A 20381-nucleotide genomic window follows, 5' to 3' on the forward strand; every position below is an offset into this window, starting at 1 on the left:
ATGGACAGAGATCGTGCGACAGCGATTGGGCGGATTGGTTTCAAGACGTAAACCGCCGCTGGGCAAGTCTGCCTGACTCTGGGCAGGCATTCGCCCGGTCAATCGTGACCAGATATGAATGTGTTCAGTAGATGTCGATGTAGTCGAACGCCGGCTTCGGCCAGTTTTCCTTCAGCGCATTGAAAATCTGCGTCACCCAGACTTCATCGCTGGCGGCCACATTACCTACGTATCCAGAGCCTTTTGCCCAGGTCTCCAGGCGGAACAGCAGCCCGTCGATATCCACACCACCTACCACCCTCCCAGAGGAGATATAGGCGATTCCGGCCTTGGTCACGCGCAACTGGGTATGTTCGTCGTCGCTGGCACTGGCGAGCAGCAGGCGCACATTTCCCAATGTCAGGTTCTCGGGATTGTTCAAATCGATCTGCACGTGGTGTCCCCGGCAATTAAACAGGCGAACAGTGTCGCACAGCGTCGCCGTCATTCCGAATCGCCTCATGCCTAAGTATCAGTGCCAAACGCGGTACAAAATGGTTAACTGGCCCGGTAAGAACCGCGTTCCAGCGCATTGCCCAGTACTCTCAACCCCGCGAGACAGTCATGACCACCGTAACGCTCCAAGCCGACATCAAAGCCAAGTGGCCACAAGGACAAAGCTCCTACAGTCCTGGCAGCCCAGAGGAATTGGCAATCATTGGTATCGACCTACTGGTCAAGGAACTGGGCACGCAGGCGGCGCAAGCGTTTATCGGCCAGATATTCGAAAAGTATCCGGCCGATCACATGGGGGCACACGACCCCGAGCGCGAATAAGAACCGGCCAGCGAACGCCGACCGGTCAACCCCTTACTTCAGGCGCGCCAGGCGCTCAGTCAACAGATCGAAGAAGCCCTGCGCGTCGCCATTCTCAACCCAGAACACATTCTTGTCCTGCTTCAGGCCGTCGTACCAATCGACGATGGTCTGGCCGAAGGTCGGGCCCTCACGGCTATCCACCACCATATTGGCCTGACGACCACTGAACAGCGAAGGCTTGAGCAGGTAGGCGATGACGGTAGCGTCATGCACCGGGCCGCCAGGAATGCCGTAGTGCTCCATGTCGCCCTTGACGTATTCGTTAAGAATATCGCCCACCACCTTGCTCGCGTTGTTCTTGATGTCGGCGATCTTTTTCAAGCGTGCTTCGCTGGTCAGCACCTTGTGGGTCACGTCCAGCGGCAGATAGGTCAGCTTTACGCCGCTCTTGAGCACAATCTCGGCTGCAACCGGGTCGGCGAACAGGTTGAACTCCGCCACCGGGGTGATATTGCCGCCATTGAAGTGCGCACCGCCCATCACCACCACTTCCTTGATGCCTTGGGTGATTTCCGGCGCCTGGGTCAATGCCAGCGCCAGGTTGGTCTGCGGGCCAAGCATGGCGATGGTGATACTGTGAGGCTTGGCGGTGCTGAGGGTCTTGATCAGGTAATCAACGGCATTGCCGTCCGCCAGGCCCTTTTTGGGCTCATGTACGGTGACACCGGAAATACCTTCCTTGCCATGGATGTTCTCGGCGTAGATCGGTTTGCGCAGAAGAGGTGCCGGCGCACCGGCGTACACCGGGATTTCTTCCCGCCCTGCCCACTCACGGGCCAGCCGGGCGTTACGGGAGGTCTTGTCCAGGCGAACGTTGCCGGCGACGGTGGTCAGCGCGCGGATGTTCAGCTCATCCGGAGAGGCCATGGCGAACAGCAAGGCCACCACGTCATCAGCGCCGGGGTCGGTGTCGATGATCAGATCGATCTTTTCCGCCGCCTGGGCGCTTGCAGCAGTGAGTGCGGACAAAAGCAGAACACTCCGGAACAGGTTTTTCAGGGTTGGAAGACTACATTGCATAAAACACTCCTTGTCGTTGAGAACGCTAGAACGTTACGCCGGACACCAGCGCGATATTGCAGTAAGGCTGGCATTCGCCAGTGCGCACCACGGCGCGTGCCTTGCGGCTGAGCTGTTTGAATTCTTCATGGCTGACCAGGCGCCGCTCACCGAGGGCGGTCTGTTCTGTGAGTGCGTTGAGTTCAGCCAGTGCCGGCGGTTGCTTGAGCAGGATTTCTTCGGCCAACACATGGCTCTCCACTTGCATTTCACTGAGCACGATACGCAAGGTGCTGATGAAATCCGGGATGCCCTGGGTCAACGCCAGGTCAATCAGCTCGACGCCCGGCGGCACCGGCAGGCCGGCATCACCGATCACCAGGATGTCACCGTGCCCCAGAGAGGCGATCACGCGCGACAGGGCGATATTGAGCAGAGGTGTCTTTTTCATGAGGGCACAAAACCTTGTACGTCGTGCAGCGTTGGAATAGAGGGCTGTGCACCGGCACGGGTGACCGACAGTGCCGCCGCGACCTGGCCAAAACGGATGGCCTCGGCCTCGCTTTTGCCGTTGGCCAACGCCGCGGCAAAGCCACCAACAAAGGTGTCCCCCGCAGCCGTGGTGTCGACTGCCTTGACCTTCGGCGCCTGCAAATGCTCAAAGCGCTGGCCGTCGGTAAACAGCGCGCCCTGAGCCCCCAGGGTGACGATGACTTTGCCGGCGCCCGCCTGAATCAATTGGGTCGCAGCCACTTTGGCAGCGTCAATCGAATCGACTGTCACGCCGCTGAGTGCGGAGGCCTCACTTTCATTGGGGATCAAATAGTCGATCGATGCATACCACTCAGCCGGTAATGGACCGCTGGCCGGAGCCGGGTTGAGGATCACCGTCTTACCCAGCTCACGGCCGCGCTTGAGCGCATAGCCCACCGTATTCATCGGGACTTCCAGCTGGCAGACGATCACGTCAGCCGCCTGCAATACTGCGTCGAACGCCTGCAACGACGCAGGCGTCAGTTCGCCGTTACTGCCCGCCACGATCACAATCGCGTTCTGGCTGCTGTCATCGACCACGATCAGGGCCACGCCACTGGAGCCGTCCACGGTGCTAACGGCCTGGCAATCGATGCCTTCCACCAGCAATGCCTCGCGCAACTGACTGCCATAGGCATCGCTGCCAACGCAGCCAATCATTGAAACATCGGCCCCCAAGCGTGCCGAAGCTACAGCCTGGTTCGCGCCCTTACCGCCAGGCACCGTGGAAAACGTTTGGCCGATCAGCGTTTCACCGGCACGCGGCAGCCGGCTGGCGCGGGTCACCAGGTCCATGTTCAAGCTGCCTACTACCACTACTTTTGCTGGCATACATCAGTACTCATCAATTCGATTCAGCGGTATTGGGCAAATGTACCGGCGACGGGCGCCGTCGACTCGCGCAACACAATGCTCGGCGTCACGATACGTTGATCGATCGGCATGTGGGGTGTTGCAATTTTTCGCAGCAAGAGTTCGGCCGCCGTCTCGCCGAGTTGCACGATCGATTGCCCGACCGTGGTCAACGCCGGGTAGACATAACGGCCCATTTGAATGTCATCAAAACCGATCACCGACAGCTCGCCCGGCACGCGGATGTTACGCTCCGCTGCTGCGCGCAACACGCCGAAACCAATCATATCGTTGCTGGCAAAAATCGCGCTGGGCGGATTTTCCGTCAACAATTGCACGGCGGCGGTATAACCGCCCGTGCTGGTGAAGTCACTTTCCTGGGTGCGATTGGCTGCCACCGTTACGCCTGCCTCTCGCAGCGCACGGTGATAGCCCGCCAAGCGCATTTGCGCGACACGGGTATGGGCAGGTCCGCCGATGCAGGCGATGTCTCGATGGCCCAGTTCGAGCAAGTGTCGGGTCGCCAGGTAGGCGCCCTCCTCGTGGTCAATACGCACCAAATCCACGTCGATGCCATCCAGCGCCCGGTCGACAATCACCATGGGCGTACGTACCGCGCTCAATCCAGCGGCAAGGCCGCTGTCATCGCCGCCCACCGAAGTTACGATCAAGCCGTCGATACGTTTTTCCAGCAACACGCGCAAATAGTTGCGTTGCTTTTCGGCATTGTCGTCGGAGTTGCACAGGATCACGCAATAGCCGTTACGCTCGCAGTAATCCTCGATGCCCCTGGCCAACTCGGCAAAATACGGGTTGAGGCTGTTGGGCACCAACAAACCGATGGTGGCTGTGGTCTTGGCCTTGAGCGAACGCGCGACGGCACTGGGCACGTAGTCGAGCTGTTTGATCGCCGCTTCGACCTTGATGCGCACCGGCTCACTGACCGGGCGCGTCTTGTTCACCACATGAGACACCGTCGTGTAGGAAATACCTGCAAGCGCTGCCACATCCTTGATCGTTGCCATGGTTCAGCCTCGCCGACTGGCGCGCTGACTGCGGTAGGTATCGAGGACCACGGCAATCACGATCACGGCACCGGTAATGATGCGCTTCGTGGGTTCCGTGGCGCCGATCTGCGCCAGGCCTGCCGCCAATACCGAAATAATCAATACACCAAAAAAGGTACTGATCACCGAACCGCGCCCGCCCATCAGGCTGGTACCGCCGATCACCACCGCCGCGATCACTTGCAGCTCAAGGCCGGAGCCGGCATTCGGGTCCGCCGCTTCCAGGCGCGAGATCTGGAACAGCGCAGCCACACCTGCCAACAGGCCCATGAGGCTGAAGACCAGGATCTTGTAGGGCTTGGGATTGATCCCCGCCAGGCGTACGGCCTCTTCGTTGGTGCCGATACCGATCAGGTAACGACCAAATACGGTGCGCGTTAGTACAAGCTGTGCGGCGATGATCACCAGCAAGGCGATGATGAACGACGGCGAGATACCAAAGGCAATCGGATTGGACAGCCAGGCAAACGAATCACCGATGTAGGCAGTGCGCGAGCCGGTCATCTGGTACGCGACGCCACGGGCCATCTCCAGCACGCCGAGGGACACGATAAACGACGGAATGCGCCAGGCCACGGTGATCGAGCCGGTGATGGTACCGGCCAAGGCTGCACAGCCCATACCCAGCACGGCAGCCGGCAACACACTCCAGCCCCAGCCGAGGATCGCCACGCTGACGGCCGACGCCGCCAGTGCCAGTACCGACCCCACCGATAGGTCAATGCCGCCGATGATGAGGATGAAGGTCATGCCCACCGCCAGTACCATCAAGTCTGGAATCTGGTTGGCCAGGGTGCTGAAGGTGTCATAGGACAGGAAGTGGTCGCTGAGCACCGAGAACAGCGCGATCATCGCCAGCAAGGCGCCCGCCAGGCCCAGGTAGGTGCCGAGGCCGTAGAAGTTGCCGCCAGTCTTGCCGGGGGAAGTTGTGGTTTTCATGGGGTATCCCTAAGCACTGCATCGTTGAGCAGCGCATCACGTTTCTGATAGCCGGCAAAGGCGGCGGCGAGCAATTCGTCCTGGGTCCAGCTGTCGCGCTCGAAGGTCTCGATCAAGCGACCGGCGGACAACACGCCGATGCGGTCGCAGATCAGCATGAGTTCACGCAGATCACTGGACACCACCACCAGCGCTTTGCCCTGGCGGGTCAATTCGCCAAGCAAGGCATAAATATCGAATTTGGCACCGACGTCGATGCCACGGGTCGGCTCATCGAACAGCATTACCGAGCAATCGCGCTCCAGCCAGCGGCCGATCACCACTTTCTGCTGGTTACCGCCGGACAGCTCGGAGACCAACTGCGCCGGGCTGGAACTGCGGATGCGCATGGCGTCGATCTGACGCTTGGCCAAGGCGGTTTCGTCGCGGCTGTTGACTACGCCCCCGCCAGAGATCTCCGGCATGTTGCCCAAGGCAATGTTGGCACTGATGGACTGGGTCAGCAGTAAGCCTTCCCCCTTGCGGTCTTCGGTGATCAGGGCAATGCCATGACCTACCGCGTCCACGGGCGAGCGGATGCTCACGACCTGGGCCGGCGAACCGAGCGCCACAGTGCCGCTGTCGGCCAGGTCGGCGCCGAAGATCAGGCGCAACAATTCAGTCCGCCCCGCGCCGATCAGGCCGGAGATACCATAGATCTCGCCTGCGCGCACTTCGAAGGAGACGTCGCGGACCTTGTCCGAGCGGGTCAAGCCTTTCACCGTCAGGGCCGGGCCGCCGATGGTGCGTGGGCCCAGGTCAATGTGCTCGCCCAGCTCACGCCCCACCATCAGGGTGACCAGTTGCTCGCTGTTGTAGTTGGCCATCGGCTCGACACAGACCAGCTTGCCGTCGCGCAACACCGCAATGCGCTGGGCCACACGCGCCAGCTCTTCCAGCCGGTGTGAAATGTAGATAATCGCCACGCCCCGGGCCTGCAGGCGGGTGATTTGCTCAAAAAGCATCTCGACTTCGCGGGCAGTGAGCATGGCCGTGGGTTCGTCGAGGATCAGTACATGGCAGTCGCCGATCAGGTTGCGGGCGATTTCGACCATCTGCTGATGGCCAATCCCCAAGCTGCCGACCAGTGTATCCGGGTCGATAGCATCCAGGCCGACCTGGGCCATGGCCTCGATCGCAGCCTTGCGCAGTTGCTTGCGGCTGATCCAGCCACAGTGGCTGGGCAGGTTATCCAGGAACAGGTTCTCGGCGACGGTCAGGGTCGGCAGCAGGTTGAGCTCCTGCATGACCATGCGCACGCCCAGCTCTTCGGCCTGGGTGCGGCTGCCAGGGCGGAAATCCTGGCCATTGAACTGCATGTGCCCGGTGGTCGGTGTGACCAGCCCGCCGATGATCTTCGACAAGGTGCTTTTGCCTGCGCCGTTCTCACCGGTCAGCGCCAACACTTCCCCGCGATTGAGCGTCAGGGTGATGTCGGACAGAACCGGCTGGGCATAGGTCTTGCCGATACCGCTGACCGAGAGGACAGCGTTCGGGGCGGAAGATGACATAGGAAAATCTCCAGGCGCCCGCTCAGGACGAGCGGGCGCTGTTGGGTACTGCCAGGATTACTTCTTGAGGACGAGTTCGACCGGGGTTTCGATCACGCCGTCTTTGGAGTCGACTTTCTCACCCTTGACCAGCTTGAGCGCGTTCTGGATACCGAACACGGCTTGCTGGGCAGCTGCCTGGTCAGCGGTGGCGAGCACACGACCGTCTTGCAGCATCGGCTTGATGGCCTCGATGTTGTCGTAGCCGACCACCAGTACTTTGCCGGCCTTGCCTGCCGCTCGCACAGCGGAGACGGCGCCCAGCGCCATGTTGTCGTTACCGGCCAACAGCGCCTTGAGGTCCGGGTATTCACTCAGCATGGCGGAGGCAACCTTCTGACCCTGGTCAATTTCCCAGTTGCCGGATTGAGTGGAAACGATCTTCATGCCTGCAGCGTCCATCGCGTCCTTGTAGCCTGCGGTGCGCTGCTGGGCGTTGGTGGTCGTCGGCACACCTTCGATGATGCCAACCTTGTCACCCGAAGCCAGTTGCTTGGCCAGGTAGTCGCCCACCAGCTTTGAGCCCTTGCGGTTGTCCGGACCTACGAACGGGATATCGAGATTCTTGCTTTTGAGCACGTCCGGGTCGAGGCGGTTGTCGATGTTGACGACTTTGATACCCGCATCGGACGCCTTCTTCAGCACGGTGACCAGCGCCTTGGAGTCAGCGGGTGCGATGACGATCGCGTTGACCTTGGCGAGGATCATCTGGTTGACGATATCGATCTGCGCGCTGGTGTCGGTTTCGTTCTTGATCCCGTTGGTGATCATGTCGAAATCGGCGGCGTGTTCTTTCTGGTACGTCTTGGCACCGTCTTGCATGGTGACAAAGAATTCATTGGCGAGGGATTTCATGACCAGGCCGACCTTGGGTTTGGCGGCGTCATCAGCGAATGCAGAGGAGAGAGGCAGGGCAGCGGATGCGGCGGCAAGCACAGCGACAGCAAGAAGACGTCCAGCGAATGGCAGCTTCATGGGTTCACTCCGATCTTATGATTATTGTGAGCAACGCTTGCACCGAAGGGCACTTCGGCAGCCTTCCCACCCGGGTGGCTGAAACGAGCTGTCACGATACTCCAGGAGTGTTCCGTGAAACATCTCGCAAACGTTTGCGTTATTCAAACTATGAGAACCTTGTCGAGATTTGTCAACGGTTGAAAATAGCCTTTCATCTCACCCTTCCCCCGCGACAAACAATCACGTCTGTAAACATAGTGCGCGCTTGATCGTTCTCTAAAACGACAGACTGTGCTGCGTCACGCCTGCAAACCTTCACGCGGCGAGCGCCAGCTCTTTCGGACAACCGAACGCAATGTCGTCTGATGTTCGGAAAGCCGGACGCCCACCGGGTAAATCGCCATTAAATTTCAATATAATTTGTTATAAATCAAAGATTTAATTTGTAAATGGATTCACGCTCAGCATGGTACAAATCCTGCTCTACCCCGTTACCTCGCGGCATTCAGTATCGCCCGGGTGTTCTAGATGAACCTGCTACAGCACTCATCAAAAACCAGAGAGAAAAATAATGAAATCTGCACTGAAAAACTTTGTTCCGGGCGCGTTAGCCCTCCTGCTGCTGTTCCCCGTTGCCGCCCAGGCAAAGGAAGTTGAATCCAAGACCAAACTGTCCAACGTGGTGATCCTCGCCACCGGCGGCACCATTGCCGGCGCCGGCGCCAGCGCGGCCAACAGTGCCACCTACCAGGCGGCCAAGGTCGGCATCGAGCAATTGATCGCCGGTGTTCCTGAGCTTAGCCAGATCGCCAACGTGCGCGGCGAGCAAGTGATGCAAATTGCGTCCGAGAGCATCAACAACGAAAACCTGCTGCAGCTGGGTCGCCGCGTCGCCGAATTGGCCGACAGCAAGGACGTGGACGGCATCGTGATCACCCACGGTACCGACACCCTGGAAGAAACCGCCTACTTCCTGAACCTGGTGGAAAAAACCGACAAGCCAATCGTGGTGGTCGGCTCCATGCGCCCAGGCACCGCCATGTCGGCAGACGGCATGCTCAATCTGTACAACGCCGTGGCCGTGGCCGGCAGCAAAGATGCACGCGGCAAGGGCGTGCTGGTCACCATGAACGACGAGATCCAGTCGGGTCGCGACGTCAGCAAGATGATCAATATCAAGACCGAAGCGTTCAAGAGCCCATGGGGCCCACTGGGCATGGTGGTTGAAGGTAAGTCCTACTGGTTCCGCTTGCCTGCCAAGCGCCACACCATGGATTCGGAATTCGACATCAAGAACATCAAGAGCCTGCCCGATGTCGAGATTGCCTATGGCTATGGCAATGTGAGCGATACCGCCTACAAGGCACTGGCTCAAGCCGGCGCCAAAGCGATCATCCACGCTGGCACCGGCAATGGCTCTGTGTCCTCCAAAGTCGTGCCCGCACTGGTAGAACTGCGCAAACAAGGTGTGCAGATCATTCGTTCTTCCCACGTGAATGCCGGCGGCATGGTGTTGCGTAACGCCGAACAGCCTGACGACAAATACGATTGGGTCGCGGCCCTCGACCTCAACCCACAGAAAGCCCGCATCCTGGCAATGGTCGCCCTGACCAAGACCCAGGACAGCAAAGAGCTGCAACGGATGTTCTGGGAATACTGATTCCTAGCCGCGTCCTGTAGGAGCGAGCTTGCTCGCTCCTACAAATCCCCGCCCCCGCCCTACACGAAATTGCCTGATTTGCTGTCAGACGGACTTCTTGAAGTTTAAGCAGTTGCGAAAACGCCTACAGTTAAATACTGTATGTGCGTACAGCATATTAAGGAATACTCCGTGGCAAAGTCCTCTTCCGCAGCGCCAACCCCGCCCGATGCCTACGAACGCCTGGCTGTTCGTGTGCAAAAGATCATCAATTCGACCAACGCGCAGAAAGCCAAGGCGGCCTTGATCTTCCGTTTGCCGGAAGAGCCTGAGGATGAGTGGGCGCGCTTGCTGGAGGAAATCGCTGAAAACGACAACGTCACCCTCGCCTATCGGGACGACGGCGGTGTACAGATTTTCTGGGTTGTACCGAAGGAAGATTGATTCAATGAGTGTCCGTTTTATCGCTGTGTGTTGCCTGTTTCTCACCTTCACCGCCCACGCCCAGGCGCCCCGAACCTTCAGTGAAGCCAAGAAAGTCGCCTGGAAGCTCTACGCCCCACAATCCACCGAGTTCTATTGCGGTTGCAAATACACCGGCAACCGTGTGGATTTGAAGGGCTGTGGCTACATCCCACGCAAAAACGCCAACCGCGCCGCACGCATCGAATGGGAGCACATCGTTCCAGCGTGGCAGATCGGGCATCAGCGTCAGTGCTGGCAGGATGGCGGGCGCAAGAACTGCACGCGTCACGACGACGTGTTCAAGCGCGCCGAAGCCGACCTGCACAACCTGGTGCCGAGCATCGGCGAGGTCAATGGGGACCGTAACAACTTCAGCTTTGGTTGGCTGCCGGTGCAAAACGGGCAATACGGCTCTTGTCTGACCCAGGTGGACTTCAAGGCCAAGAAGGTCATGCCGCGCCCTTCCATTCGGGGGATGATCGCCCGCACGTATTTCTACATGAGCAAGCAGTACGGCTTGCGCCTGTCAAAACAGGATCGCCAGCTATATGAAGCCTGGAACAAGACTTACCCGGTACAGGCCTGGGAGCGTCAACGCAACCAGACCGTGGCGTGCGTGATGGGGCGTGGCAATGAATTTGTCGGCCCGGTAAACCTCAAAGCCTGCGGTTGAACGTGGGCGGGGCGCCCGCCCACGTGGCCCTTATTGGGCGGCACTGTGCTCAATGATTTCTGACACAGTGTCGGTTTTTTTGGCGCGGGCCATTTTCTCGTTGAGCAGGGTCTGTTTCGCCTCGGCTTCAGCCTTGGTTGCGAAAGGCCCCAGCAGGACTTCGTCCTTGCCATCCACTTTCACGATGTAAAAATTGAAACCATGCTCCAGCAGCCAGGCCGTGAGGTCGGTGATCGCCTGCAACTTGTGGTCCGGCGGGCCTACCCGAACGTCCCATTCCTGGGCGGCAATCGCACCGGTCTGGGGCTGGCTTTCGGTCACGGCAGGCTTGGGCTTGGGCGCATCGACGCTTTTGCCTTCACCGCAACCGGCCAATGCCAACACCGCAATTGCCATCGCTACTTTACGCACTGCCCTGCTCCTTAAAAGATAAAGAGGCGACTTTATCATTCACTGTCTATTCTGGCCGTCATAAACGTTGGCTTAAACAATGCGAATCATGTATCGCAGACCTGTATGATGCCGCCATGGGAATTAATGTCGCCTCTATGCGTCCTAAAAGAGGCAGTCACAGGGAAGCGCTTAGCAGTAAGCTACACACATCCGACACCTGCCCTGTCTGAAACATGTGTCCTTAAAAGTAATCAAGGAGAAGTCCATGCTTATACTCACCCGCAAAGTCGGTGAAAGCATAAACATCGGTGATGACATAACGATCACCATCCTGGGCGTAAGCGGCCAGCAAGTACGAATCGGCATCAACGCCCCCAAAGATGTTGCCGTGCATCGCGAGGAGATCTACCAGCGCATCCAGGCTGGCCTGACTGCACCGGACAAAAACCAGACGCCTTGAAGCGCCCTCAGTAGCCAGCCTTTTCGTTCATTGTAATGGCTGGCGAAAACTTCTTCGGATTGCTCTGATCTTTGTTGCGTGATAGACGTCGCCAACGTGTTCATCTTCGTGGAAAGATGAAACTGTCTTCACGCCTGGAACTAGTTGTTTCATTCGCGGCCGAATCCCCTGACTGACACTCAGCCATCCATGTGCATTCAGGAGCACGTCGATGAGGCCCACGACCGCACCGCCTTTTTCTTACATTTCTTGGATAATTGCCCTATTGATCGGGTTGATCGTTGTTGGCCTGGCGTATGGCGTGAGGCATGCAATCGAAGGCACCGACTCCAACACCCCCCACTCCTGGCTGAACCTGACACTGCTGCTCGGCGGCTACCTGCTGCTGTTCTGCCTCCAACCCATCCAGAAAGCCGTGCAGCGTAAGTTGTGCCGGCAAGCGGCCCGTTGAAGCGGCACCATTCGCTATCAGATCGCCGGTATTTACAGCACCACAACACGACCTATGCTTGGGCGTGCATGATCAGGAAAAGGCACTGACGCAAGATGGATACCCTGAGCAAATCCCAGATCGAATCCGCACTGGCAGCACGGCTGCCCAGCTATCAGGTGACCTGTACGTTACATGCGGATGGAACCCTTTCGGTCGTGCTCAGCGGGCCGGAAACCGACCATTTTGCAATTACCGGGATCGTGCGCGCGCATTACCGCGGAGCCGAAGCGATCGCAGGGCTGGCCAATGAAATACTCAGGGAGATGGTGCAGTCACGCAAGAGCATGAGGAATGACCGGATGCAGCCGCCCGATCCATCCAGCGCAGAACACGGCCGAGACCGTTAACGGGCTCGGCCTTTTCGCGTCAGCCCGCCGCGTTCTGCACGTACAACAATCCTTGTGCGTCACGCCGTACGTTTAGCTGCTCGTACCCGTCAATCGATGGATGCTCGGTAACCATTGGTGTGTGATGTGTCGAGGTCACGACCATCACATCCGCCTCTGCGGCCTCTCCCGCACGGATGCCTACCGTCGCATCTTCAAACACCAGGCACTCTTGCACCGGCACGCCCAGGCGTTGCGCGCCCAGCACGTAGCAGGCGGGGTTCGGCTTGCCGATGGCAACATCTTCGGCCGTCACCAGTACCGCCGGCGGCGCAATGCCCGCCGCTTGCAGGCGACGCAAGGCCAGCTCCCTGGGTGCTGAAGTAACCAGTGCCCATTGATCGCCCGGTAGGCTGTTCAGAAACGTGACAGCACCGGGAATCGCGACAACGCCCTCGACATCATTGAGCTCCGCCTCGGTGATCCACCGCGCCTCAGCCTCGGGATCGACGCCGGGGAGTGCCTGGCGGGTGATGGTATCGATCGCGCGGGCACCGTGAATGGTCTTCAAAAACGCCCGCACATCCAGACCATGGCGTTCAGCCCAGATGCTCCACACTCGCTCGGCGGCAGCAATGGAGTTGAGCAACGTCCCATCCATATCGAACAGAAAGGCACGGTAACGGCGGTTGTATACGGCTGAACCTCGGATGGACACTGCGCGGCTTCCTCATGGACGGAGACAAATGATGGGCCCAACGCAATCTACGGATCACCTCGTCGCTTGTAAACGCTCCCGACCCGATTGCATTACAGCTTTGTAATCAAACGGTAAGTCTTGTCACCACCCTCACTTCATACAGTGGAGTCGTCAGTCACCCACACCGGATGACGCCACTTCCTACTGATGAAAAGGGTCTTCACCATGAAACCTGCAAGCAAACTCTGCCTGATCGCCGCCACGCTGCTGATGCTGGGCACTGGCACCGCCATGGCCGGCACTGTCGCGCCGGTCAAAGCCAATAATGTGGTACTGGTGCACGGTTCCTGGGCTGACGGCTCAAGTTGGTCCGAGGTGATTACCCGCCTCCAGGCCGCTGGGCTGCACGTCACTGCCGTGCAGAACCCACTGACCTCGGTGGCCGACGATGTCGCCGCCACCAACCGTGTGCTGGATCAGCAAGACGGCCCTACCGTGTTGGTCGGCCATTCCTACGCAGGCACCGTGGTCAGCGACGCCGGAGTCAACCCGAACGTCAGCGCCCTGGTCTACGTGGCCGCCCGGGCTCCAGATGCCAACGAAGACTTCGTTGCACTCTCGGCCAAGTACCCGACCATGCCTGTGCGCGCCGGCGTCGAAGATCACGGCGGCTACCTCACCCTGAACCAGGACGCCTTCCTCAAGTATTTCGCCGCCGACGTGCCGCGCGCCAAAGCCATGCAGCTGTATGCCGTGCAGCAACCCATCACCAAGACGCTTTTCAGCGGCCGCACCGTCAATGCCGCCTGGCACACCAAGCCGTCTTGGTACGCGGTGTCGGCAAACGACCAGACTATCAACCCGGACCTGGAGCGCTTCCTTGCCAAACGCATGGACGCCACCACCATCGAGTTGCCATCAAGCCACTTGTCGCTGGTATCCCACGCCAAGGAAATCACCGACCTGATCCTCGAAGCCTCGGGACGCCAGCCTTAAGCCTTGCATTACACACTTGTCATCATCCTGTTGGTTGGCTGTTCGGGCCCCCTGGTTACTGTGAACTCACTGCCATGACCTGGCAGCCAACCCATTAAGAGAGATACCGCCATGAAACTGTTTATCTTCGGCGTTGCCGCGTTGCTCGCTACCGGTTCCGTGTTTGCCGCCGAGCCCGTGATCCACGATAAAACCGGCTTTTTCGTCCACCTGGACGTGGCAAAAGTCCTGTCGAGCACCGACACCTACGGCCAATGCGGCATCGTCCCCGCACGCCTCAACTACCTCGACAGCCAAGGCCGCGAACACGTGCTGGACTACCAGGTGCAGGGCATTGGTTGCGCCAGTGACAATTGATCGGGCTACACTTGCGCCACGCATTGAGACAGGGCATTTCCCATGAACATTCTCGTAGTCGAAGACGAACCCAAGGCCGGCAATTACCTGCTCAATGGCCTGCAGGAACTGGGCTATTCCGTGAGTCTCGCCCGCGACGGCGTGGACGGTCTGCACCAGGCCCTGGAAACCCCGTTCGACGTGATCGTGCTGGATGTGATGATGCCAAAAATGGACGGCTGGGAAGTGCTGCGCCGCCTACGCAAGGAAGCTGACACGCCAGTACTTTTTCTGACTGCACGCGATGACATTGCCGATCGTATCAAGGGACTCGAACTGGGCGCCGACGATTACCTGATCAAGCCGTTCTCCTTCGCCGAACTGGTAGCACGCTTGCGTACCCTGACCCGTCGCGGCCCGAGCCGGGACGAGGAACAGCTGCAGATCGCCGACCTGCAAATCGACGTGCTGAAGCGCCGCGTTACCCGCGCCGGCACGCGCATTACCCTGACCAATAAAGAGTTCGCCCTGCTGCATCTGTTCGCAACCCACCAGGACCAGGTACTGTCCCGCTCGCTGATCGCCTCGCGGGTGTGGGACATGAACTTCGACAGCGACACCAACGTGGTGGACGTCGCCGTGCGGCGCCTACGCTTGAAAATCGACGACCCGTTCCAACTCAAGCTGATCCACAGCGTGCGCGGCATCGGCTACCGTTTCGATACCCAGCCATGAACACACGTCGCCATTACTCCCTGACCCTGCGCCTGGCGCTGATCTTTGCCCTGCTCGCCTTCGCCTTGCTGGCAACCCTGGGTGTGGCGTTGTACCGCGAGCTGGAGCGCGAGCTGATCATGCGTGACGATGCGGCCTTGATCTATCGCATCGACCAACTGCGCAACCTGCTCAATGACAGCAACACCCTGGACCTGATCAAGACCAAGCCGGAACTGTTCCGGAACATGCTGGGCAACCGTGAATCAGCGCTGAGCATCGCCGCGCCAGGGCAACAACCGTTGCTGACGGTCAACCCCGGCAATATCAACCTGCCCTCCGTGCCCCCCGTCCCGAAGAACCACAAGCTGACGTTTGCCGATGTGCACCACTTTCCCGGCATCAATGGCGTGCCCTTCGCGACCGTCGCCGCGTCCATCGACTCCGGCGACCTGGGCAGCCTGCAGGTCACCACGGGGCGCCTGATGACCGAGCGCACCGCCGTGCTCGCCAGCTACCGCTTGAGCGTTTATGTCCTGGCGAGCATTGCCGCAATCATCCTGGCCGTGGTCGGTTACCTGCTGGTTCATCGTGGGCTTTTGCCGCTGCGCCGCCTGGCCCGACACGCCCAGGGCATCGGCGTCGGCAACCTCGCCGAACGCCTCGACAGTCACGGCGCGCCAAAAGAACTGCTGCCGATGATTGATTCGTTCAACACCATGCTGGAGCGGCTGGCCAAGGGCTTTGTACAGCTGGGCCAGGTGTCCACCGACATGGCCCACGAACTGCGCACGCCGATCAACAACCTGCTGGGAGAAACCCAGGTCGCCCTGCAACAAAACCGCAGCATCGAGAGCTATCAGCAACTGTTGGCGTCCAACGTCGAAGAACTTGAACGCCTGGCACGGATGCTCGACAACATGCTGTTCCTGGCCCGCACTGACCCCGCCAGTGCCCTGCGTCAACGCCAGGAACTGAATGCCGCGGACGAAGTGGAACGCATCGCCGAGTACTTTGAAGGCCTGGCGGGGGATGTGGATATCAGCATTCATGCTGAAGGCGACGGGGTAATCTGGGCGGAGCCGATGCTGCTGCGCAGGGCCCTGGCGAACTTGTGCGCCAACGCCATCAAATATGGTGCGCCGGGTACTGTGCTGCAGATCCGGGCGGTTCCAAGTGCCGAGGGCATTCACCTGAGGGTCAGCAATCGAGGCGAAACCATCGCCGCCGAGCACTTACCGCAACTGTTCGAACGGTTTTACCGGGTGGATGAGTCACGAGAACGTTCGGCGCAGTCCAATGGGCTGGGCTTGTCGATCGTGGCGACCATCATGCAGCTGCACAATGGACGTTACGACGTGAGCAGCGAGGCAGGGGTGACGTGTTTTGAGTTGTTCTTCCCGAAACGGGAAGACTGAGCGTCAAAACGCCCGGTGTTATTTTGCAAAAGTTTGTCGCTTACTGTTTGACTGAAGCCGCACTAATCTTTCTTCCCAAGGGGCTCAAGGCAGAGCCGGCAACCGCCAAAAAATGGAGATTCGGGAATGGAAATACGATTAGGTTTACTGGAAAAGGGGCTGGCTGAAATGAATGAAAAGCTGATCAGCGTTTCGAACAAGGCAGACGCCATGGATAAGCACTTCGCGTCCAAGGCAGACCTGGCAACCACTGAAACGAACCTTATCAAGTGGTACGTGGCCACCGCATGCGCAATGACAGGCCTAGCCTGCACGATCACCTTCGGGCTCACCCGACTGTTTGCAATGTGAGACGCGTCGGGCCGGTCAGCTGACCTGCCCGCCCGCTTCTTTGACATCCACCGGTGTATGCCAAGCTGTCAGTACAGCCGCCTGCAATCCCGCAACCATTGTATCCAGTGCCATCGAGGGCCGCTGCGAACCCGCCACCTGCTCCGGCAGAAACGGCACGTGGATAAACCCACTGCGTACCCCAGACCCTGCGAGCGCATGCTGCAGCAGATAAAAAACCTGATTACACACGAACGTCCCTGCCGTCTGCGATACCGAGGCCGCGATTCCCGCTTCACGCACGGCCTTGACCATCGCCTTGATCGGCAGCGTCGTAAAAAAAGCCGCCGGGCCGTCAGCCACGACTGCCGTATCGATAGGCTGCTCACCCAGATTATCGGGGATGCGTGCATCATTGATGTTGATCGCCACCCGTTCGACTGAGATATCGCTACGCCCCGGCCCCAATCCGGTGGCGATCACCATCGCCGGGTGCAACTCGTCGATCAGCAGGGACAGGCATTCACCCGCCGTGGCAAATGCACAAGGCAGCCGGCGCGCAACAATCTTCACGTCGCTTCCCAACTGCACGCCATCCAGTTGGCGCACAGCTTCCCAGGAGGGGTTCACCGGGTCTTGATCAAAGGGTTCGAAACCCGTCAGCAGTACAATTCGCATCCTGGCCTCACATCAACAGGTAGAGCAGTACAATATTGACCACCAGCATCATCAACGCAGTCGGCAACTGCGCCTTGATCACCGCGTTCTTGTCCGGCAGCTCGAGCAATGCCGCCGGCACGATATTGAAGTTGGCGGCCATCGGCGTCATGAGGGTACCGCAATAGCCGGAAAACATGCCGATCGCCGCCATCACCGCCGGGTTACCGCCGTAGATACCGACCAGCACCGGCACGCCGACGCCGCCCGTCATCACCGGGAAAGCCGCAAAGCCATTCCCCATGATCACCGTAAACAACGCCATGCCCAGTACATAGACCATCACCGCCACCAACTTGAAATCCAGGTTGATATAGGTGGTGGTGACGTGCGCGACTGCCGTACCGACCCCAGCTTCGTTAAACAGTAAGCCCAACATTGCCAGCATTTGCGGAAGCACCATGGCCCAGCCAAGTGCCTCAGTCAGACGACGGGATTCACGCAAGGCTTGCACCGGCGTATCACGGGTCAGCCAGCAGGCCAGGCCGAGAGCGATCAGGCAGCCGATGCCGAGCGACACAAAGGTGGTGTTTTTCGGGTCCAGCAGCGGGACACCGCCGATCTCTGTGTGCTTGAGCAACACCGAGCCGATGACGGTGGTCAGGGGAATGGCCAACGCCGGGATAAACAGCTTATGACCCAGGCGACCGGCACTGGCACGGGATGCCTTGTCATGCAGTTCGACATGTTTGCCACGACCGACGCCGCCCATGCCGGCGATCAGTGCCATTACCACGATGCCTGCGCCGATAGCCACCGACGGCAGACGCTCACCGATCAGGAACGGAATGGCGAACAACAGCCAGAACAGCGCAGTGGACCAGCGCTTTGGATGGGTTCGGTCCATCACAATCATGCCCGCCGTGATCAGTAGCAGAACGCCAGCCAGCCAGTACAGGTATTGAATGGAAATAATCATTGCACAGCCTCCACCGAGGCGGCGGCAGGCGTCATCTCACGGGTGAGTCTTCGGTCGAACCGATGCAGGCGGATTGCGTGGATGATGAAAGCGCAGATTGCCGTCGGAATCCCCCATACCGCAATGTGCAGTGGCTCCACATCAATCCCCGAGCCAAGCAGGAAGGTGTGCATCAAGGCAATCGCGCCAAAGGCGACAAAGATGTCTTCACCAAAGAACAGGCCGACGTTGTCCGTCGCGGCGCACATGGCCAACACCTTGTGACGCAACTTGTCCGGCAGCTTGCCGTAGCGTTTTTCCGCCGCGCCCTCGGCCATCGGAGCCAACAGTGGCCGCACCATCTGCGGGTGCCCACCCAGGCTGGTCAAGCCCATGGCGGCCGTGGACTCGCGCACAAACAGATAGATGATCAACAAACGCCCCACCGTGGCGCGCTCGAACCGCGCAATCCAGTTCTGCGCATGCAGGCGCAGCCCATGACGCTCCAGCAGGCCGATGACCGCCAGGGGCAACAGGAGGATCAATTGCAGGGCACGGGTCTGAAGGAAGCCATCGCCCATGGTCGCGAGGATTTTTTCCAGAGGGAAATGGGCAGCAAGCCCGGTAGCGATAGCGGCGGCGGTGACCACCAACAGCGGGTTGAAGCGCAAGACAAAGCCAACCACGATCACAAGTACGCCGATCAACGGCCATAAGTTCACAACAGTTTGCATGGCGTGAGGTCCTTAAATGCGCGCTGCGGCGCCATTACAGCAGGATGTGAACAACGGGTTCACAGCAAGAATGGGCGTGCAGTCGGCTCGGTTTTTTATTGTTGACCCGAAAGGTCGAGCGTCAGTGGCGGCAACTTTGCTGCCTGGGGCGGGAGGTGTCCAACAAGAAAAATTGTTGCTGCGAACCAATAAATTTTGTCGGTGATTGAAGCGTTATGGATTGTTCTGGAGGGAAGCGGCTGAGGCTGCCGCCCCACCAAAAGGGGCCTCGTCCTTCGGGGTGCGTCGGCATCACTGCCCGCATGCTTGCCGTGGCAATCTTCAAACCGCTGTCCAGCTGGCTCAAGCCCCCGCGCCACGAAGGTGAGACACCCGACAACGTGGCGCGGGAATTCCGTAATAAAAGCCTGCTCGCCACCCAGAAAGACCCTGGCGAGGAGAGAATCGAACCCTTATCGACTTAATCGAACGCTCCGTTGAGCACCTCGTAAATGATGCCTGAGGCGATGGCTACCAGTATCAAATCAGTGCCCGCTTGTTGCCACTCGTAGCCGTCGTAATGGGGCAACCTGCCCAGCAACCGGCCATCCAGCTTTTTGGCGATGCCAGGTGGAAGCGGCTTTCCTCTAGCGAGATTCTTCTGTATTCCGGGTGGCAGTGAAGGGCCTGGGCGCCAATAGTCACGATAGCCACCGATCACGCCCAGCACACCGCCCCGGTCAATGCTGGGCCCGTGATCCCAATCACTTGCGCTGGAACCTTTCCCCTTGTTGCCCTGGTTGCCATGGCCTTGGCCGCCTTGTGAATTGCCTTTCCCATTGCCTTGGCCTTTACCGTTGCCAGGATCGGCCAGGGCCGTCACCGAACCCACGGCCAATACAAGACAGGTAACCGCGGATACAAGCGAGCGAGCTTTAAACATGATCGTCTTCTCCGAAAGGGAACTCCCCCTTGAAATGTAGACGGGATTGCCGATTTTAGTTCCGCATTTCCGACCCTATTCGCTGCGTCCGGCAACCGGAGGGCAGCGCCTGACTGCAGATCATCCTGCACGTCGTGTTCTTTACTTTGGCGTTCTGAGAGGGGTGTCTTGCAAACGTTCTGAAGAAATCCAGGACAACAAAAAAGGGCCCACCTTTCGGTGAGCCCTTCTAGACCGCCCAGCAGAGCGGATTTTGTTTGGTAGGCGCGATTGGACTCGAACCAACGACCCCCACCATGTCAAGGTGGTGCTCTAACCAACTGAGCTACGTGCCTGCTGTGAGGCGGCATTCTACGGAATTCCGGAGGGGTG

Annotated in this window: 27 protein-coding genes and 1 tRNA gene; 13 read left to right on the forward strand and 15 right to left on the reverse strand. The window is 59.1% G+C overall.

What is annotated here, in order from left to right:
* Nucleotides 1-124: 124 nt before the first annotated feature.
* Nucleotides 125-433, reverse strand: a complete 309-nt coding sequence (locus tag AB4N92_RS02400) for a hypothetical protein (protein WP_029529088.1) — start codon at nucleotides 431-433, stop codon at nucleotides 125-127.
* A gap of 170 nt (nucleotides 434-603) precedes the next feature.
* Here AB4N92_RS02400 and AB4N92_RS02405 point away from each other — a divergent pair, with 170 nt between their 5' ends.
* Nucleotides 604-816 carry a hypothetical protein gene (locus AB4N92_RS02405; RefSeq protein ID WP_010209115.1) on the forward strand — a complete coding sequence of 71 codons (213 nt, stop codon included), beginning with the start codon at nucleotides 604-606 and terminating at the stop codon, nucleotides 814-816.
* Nucleotides 817-849: 33 nt separating this feature from the next.
* Here AB4N92_RS02405 and AB4N92_RS02410 read toward each other — a convergent pair whose 3' ends face one another.
* Genes AB4N92_RS02410 through AB4N92_RS02440 form a run of 7 tightly spaced genes read right to left on the reverse strand, consistent with a single transcriptional unit; the run spans nucleotide 850 to nucleotide 7813 of the window.
* A complete protein-coding gene (locus AB4N92_RS02410) occupies nucleotides 850-1878 on the reverse strand; it encodes a nucleoside hydrolase (protein ID WP_021491189.1) in 1029 nt (342 codons plus the stop codon).
* A 25-nt stretch (nucleotides 1879-1903) separates the two neighbouring features.
* Complete coding sequence (gene rbsD, locus AB4N92_RS02415; protein WP_010209113.1) at nucleotides 1904-2308, reverse strand: D-ribose pyranase; 405 nt, start codon at nucleotides 2306-2308, stop codon at nucleotides 1904-1906.
* Nucleotides 2305-3222, reverse strand: coding sequence for a ribokinase (rbsK, locus tag AB4N92_RS02420; protein WP_010209111.1), 918 nt, complete (start codon nucleotides 3220-3222; stop codon nucleotides 2305-2307). The genes rbsD and rbsK overlap by 4 nt, the downstream gene beginning before the upstream one ends.
* 23 nt (nucleotides 3223-3245) lie before the next feature.
* On the reverse strand, nucleotides 3246-4268 hold the full coding sequence (locus AB4N92_RS02425) for a LacI family DNA-binding transcriptional regulator (protein WP_236267219.1): 1023 nt from the start codon (nucleotides 4266-4268) through the stop codon (nucleotides 3246-3248).
* Between the two features lie 3 nt (nucleotides 4269-4271).
* The gene (locus tag AB4N92_RS02430) at nucleotides 4272-5249 is read right to left on the reverse strand and encodes an ABC transporter permease (protein ID WP_010209107.1); all 978 of its coding nucleotides are present in this window, start codon (nucleotides 5247-5249) and stop codon (nucleotides 4272-4274) included.
* Nucleotides 5246-6799, reverse strand: coding sequence for a sugar ABC transporter ATP-binding protein (locus tag AB4N92_RS02435; protein WP_010209105.1), 1554 nt, complete (start codon nucleotides 6797-6799; stop codon nucleotides 5246-5248). The genes AB4N92_RS02430 and AB4N92_RS02435 overlap by 4 nt, the downstream gene beginning before the upstream one ends.
* A gap of 57 nt (nucleotides 6800-6856) precedes the next feature.
* Nucleotides 6857-7813, reverse strand: a complete 957-nt coding sequence (locus tag AB4N92_RS02440) for a sugar ABC transporter substrate-binding protein (RefSeq protein ID WP_010209103.1) — start codon at nucleotides 7811-7813, stop codon at nucleotides 6857-6859.
* A 553-nt stretch (nucleotides 7814-8366) separates the two neighbouring features.
* On the opposite strand from AB4N92_RS02440, the gene AB4N92_RS02445 reads away from it, so the two are divergent.
* From AB4N92_RS02445 to AB4N92_RS02455, 3 genes are all read left to right on the forward strand, one after another.
* Entirely contained in the window at nucleotides 8367-9455 is a 1089-nt protein-coding gene (locus AB4N92_RS02445; protein ID WP_010209102.1) for an asparaginase, read from the forward strand.
* Between the two features lie 171 nt (nucleotides 9456-9626).
* Nucleotides 9627-9878 carry a DUF1654 domain-containing protein gene (locus tag AB4N92_RS02450; RefSeq protein WP_010209101.1) on the forward strand — a complete coding sequence of 84 codons (252 nt, stop codon included), beginning with the start codon at nucleotides 9627-9629 and terminating at the stop codon, nucleotides 9876-9878.
* A 4-nt stretch (nucleotides 9879-9882) separates the two neighbouring features.
* On the forward strand, nucleotides 9883-10572 hold the full coding sequence (locus AB4N92_RS02455; protein WP_010209100.1) for an endonuclease: 690 nt from the start codon (nucleotides 9883-9885) through the stop codon (nucleotides 10570-10572).
* 30 nt (nucleotides 10573-10602) lie between these two features.
* Here the strand turns inward: AB4N92_RS02455 and AB4N92_RS02460 are convergent, their stop codons facing one another.
* Nucleotides 10603-10968, reverse strand: coding sequence for an SPOR domain-containing protein (locus AB4N92_RS02460; RefSeq protein ID WP_021491190.1), 366 nt, complete (start codon nucleotides 10966-10968; stop codon nucleotides 10603-10605).
* Nucleotides 10969-11230: 262 nt separating this feature from the next.
* Between AB4N92_RS02460 and csrA the strand changes: the two genes are divergently transcribed.
* From csrA to AB4N92_RS02475, 3 genes are all read left to right on the forward strand, one after another.
* Complete coding sequence (gene csrA, locus AB4N92_RS02465) at nucleotides 11231-11425, forward strand: carbon storage regulator CsrA (RefSeq protein ID WP_003192511.1); 195 nt, start codon at nucleotides 11231-11233, stop codon at nucleotides 11423-11425.
* Nucleotides 11426-11636: 211 nt separating this feature from the next.
* Nucleotides 11637-11876 carry a hypothetical protein gene (locus AB4N92_RS02470; RefSeq protein ID WP_029529087.1) on the forward strand — a complete coding sequence of 80 codons (240 nt, stop codon included), beginning with the start codon at nucleotides 11637-11639 and terminating at the stop codon, nucleotides 11874-11876.
* A 95-nt stretch (nucleotides 11877-11971) separates the two neighbouring features.
* Nucleotides 11972-12265: a hypothetical protein gene (locus AB4N92_RS02475; RefSeq protein ID WP_010209097.1), complete on the forward strand. Its 294-nt coding sequence runs from the start codon at nucleotides 11972-11974 to the stop codon at nucleotides 12263-12265.
* A 19-nt stretch (nucleotides 12266-12284) separates the two neighbouring features.
* Here AB4N92_RS02475 and AB4N92_RS02480 read toward each other — a convergent pair whose 3' ends face one another.
* The gene (locus tag AB4N92_RS02480) at nucleotides 12285-12962 is read right to left on the reverse strand and encodes an HAD family hydrolase (RefSeq protein ID WP_010209096.1); all 678 of its coding nucleotides are present in this window, start codon (nucleotides 12960-12962) and stop codon (nucleotides 12285-12287) included.
* 207 nt (nucleotides 12963-13169) lie between these two features.
* Between AB4N92_RS02480 and AB4N92_RS02485 the strand changes: the two genes are divergently transcribed.
* The 5 genes from AB4N92_RS02485 to AB4N92_RS02505 all read left to right on the forward strand — a co-directional run bounded on the left by AB4N92_RS02485 (nucleotide 13170) and on the right by AB4N92_RS02505 (nucleotide 16759).
* A complete protein-coding gene (locus AB4N92_RS02485; RefSeq protein ID WP_010209094.1) occupies nucleotides 13170-13940 on the forward strand; it encodes an alpha/beta fold hydrolase in 771 nt (256 codons plus the stop codon).
* A gap of 111 nt (nucleotides 13941-14051) precedes the next feature.
* On the forward strand, nucleotides 14052-14297 hold the full coding sequence (locus tag AB4N92_RS02490; RefSeq protein WP_010209091.1) for a DUF2790 domain-containing protein: 246 nt from the start codon (nucleotides 14052-14054) through the stop codon (nucleotides 14295-14297).
* A gap of 42 nt (nucleotides 14298-14339) precedes the next feature.
* On the forward strand, nucleotides 14340-15011 hold the full coding sequence (locus AB4N92_RS02495) for a heavy metal response regulator transcription factor (RefSeq protein WP_010209090.1): 672 nt from the start codon (nucleotides 14340-14342) through the stop codon (nucleotides 15009-15011).
* Nucleotides 15008-16408 carry a heavy metal sensor histidine kinase gene (locus tag AB4N92_RS02500; protein WP_236267218.1) on the forward strand — a complete coding sequence of 467 codons (1401 nt, stop codon included), beginning with the start codon at nucleotides 15008-15010 and terminating at the stop codon, nucleotides 16406-16408. The genes AB4N92_RS02495 and AB4N92_RS02500 overlap by 4 nt, the downstream gene beginning before the upstream one ends.
* 126 nt (nucleotides 16409-16534) lie before the next feature.
* Entirely contained in the window at nucleotides 16535-16759 is a 225-nt protein-coding gene (locus AB4N92_RS02505; protein ID WP_010209088.1) for a hypothetical protein, read from the forward strand.
* A gap of 15 nt (nucleotides 16760-16774) precedes the next feature.
* Here the strand turns inward: AB4N92_RS02505 and pcp are convergent, their stop codons facing one another.
* Genes pcp through AB4N92_RS02520 form a run of 3 tightly spaced genes read right to left on the reverse strand, consistent with a single transcriptional unit; the run spans nucleotide 16775 to nucleotide 19087 of the window.
* The gene (pcp, locus tag AB4N92_RS02510; protein WP_010209087.1) at nucleotides 16775-17416 is read right to left on the reverse strand and encodes a pyroglutamyl-peptidase I; all 642 of its coding nucleotides are present in this window, start codon (nucleotides 17414-17416) and stop codon (nucleotides 16775-16777) included.
* Between the two features lie 7 nt (nucleotides 17417-17423).
* Nucleotides 17424-18374: a DUF979 domain-containing protein gene (locus tag AB4N92_RS02515; RefSeq protein ID WP_010209085.1), complete on the reverse strand. Its 951-nt coding sequence runs from the start codon at nucleotides 18372-18374 to the stop codon at nucleotides 17424-17426.
* Nucleotides 18371-19087, reverse strand: coding sequence for a DUF969 domain-containing protein (locus AB4N92_RS02520; protein WP_010209084.1), 717 nt, complete (start codon nucleotides 19085-19087; stop codon nucleotides 18371-18373). The genes AB4N92_RS02515 and AB4N92_RS02520 overlap by 4 nt, the downstream gene beginning before the upstream one ends.
* A 302-nt stretch (nucleotides 19088-19389) precedes the next feature.
* Here AB4N92_RS02520 and AB4N92_RS02525 point away from each other — a divergent pair, with 302 nt between their 5' ends.
* Nucleotides 19390-19551: a hypothetical protein gene (locus tag AB4N92_RS02525; protein WP_010209083.1), complete on the forward strand. Its 162-nt coding sequence runs from the start codon at nucleotides 19390-19392 to the stop codon at nucleotides 19549-19551.
* Here the strand turns inward: AB4N92_RS02525 and AB4N92_RS02530 are convergent.
* The gene (locus AB4N92_RS02530) at nucleotides 19548-20009 is read right to left on the reverse strand and encodes an anti-virulence regulator CigR family protein (RefSeq protein ID WP_010209082.1); all 462 of its coding nucleotides are present in this window, start codon (nucleotides 20007-20009) and stop codon (nucleotides 19548-19550) included. The two genes, AB4N92_RS02525 and AB4N92_RS02530, sit on opposite strands and share 4 nt — an antisense overlap.
* 258 nt (nucleotides 20010-20267) lie before the next feature.
* A tRNA-Val gene (locus AB4N92_RS02535) sits at nucleotides 20268-20344 on the reverse strand.
* Nucleotides 20345-20381: the final 37 nt, after the last annotated feature.

The organism is Pseudomonas sp. S3_A09 (genome assembly GCF_054668065.1).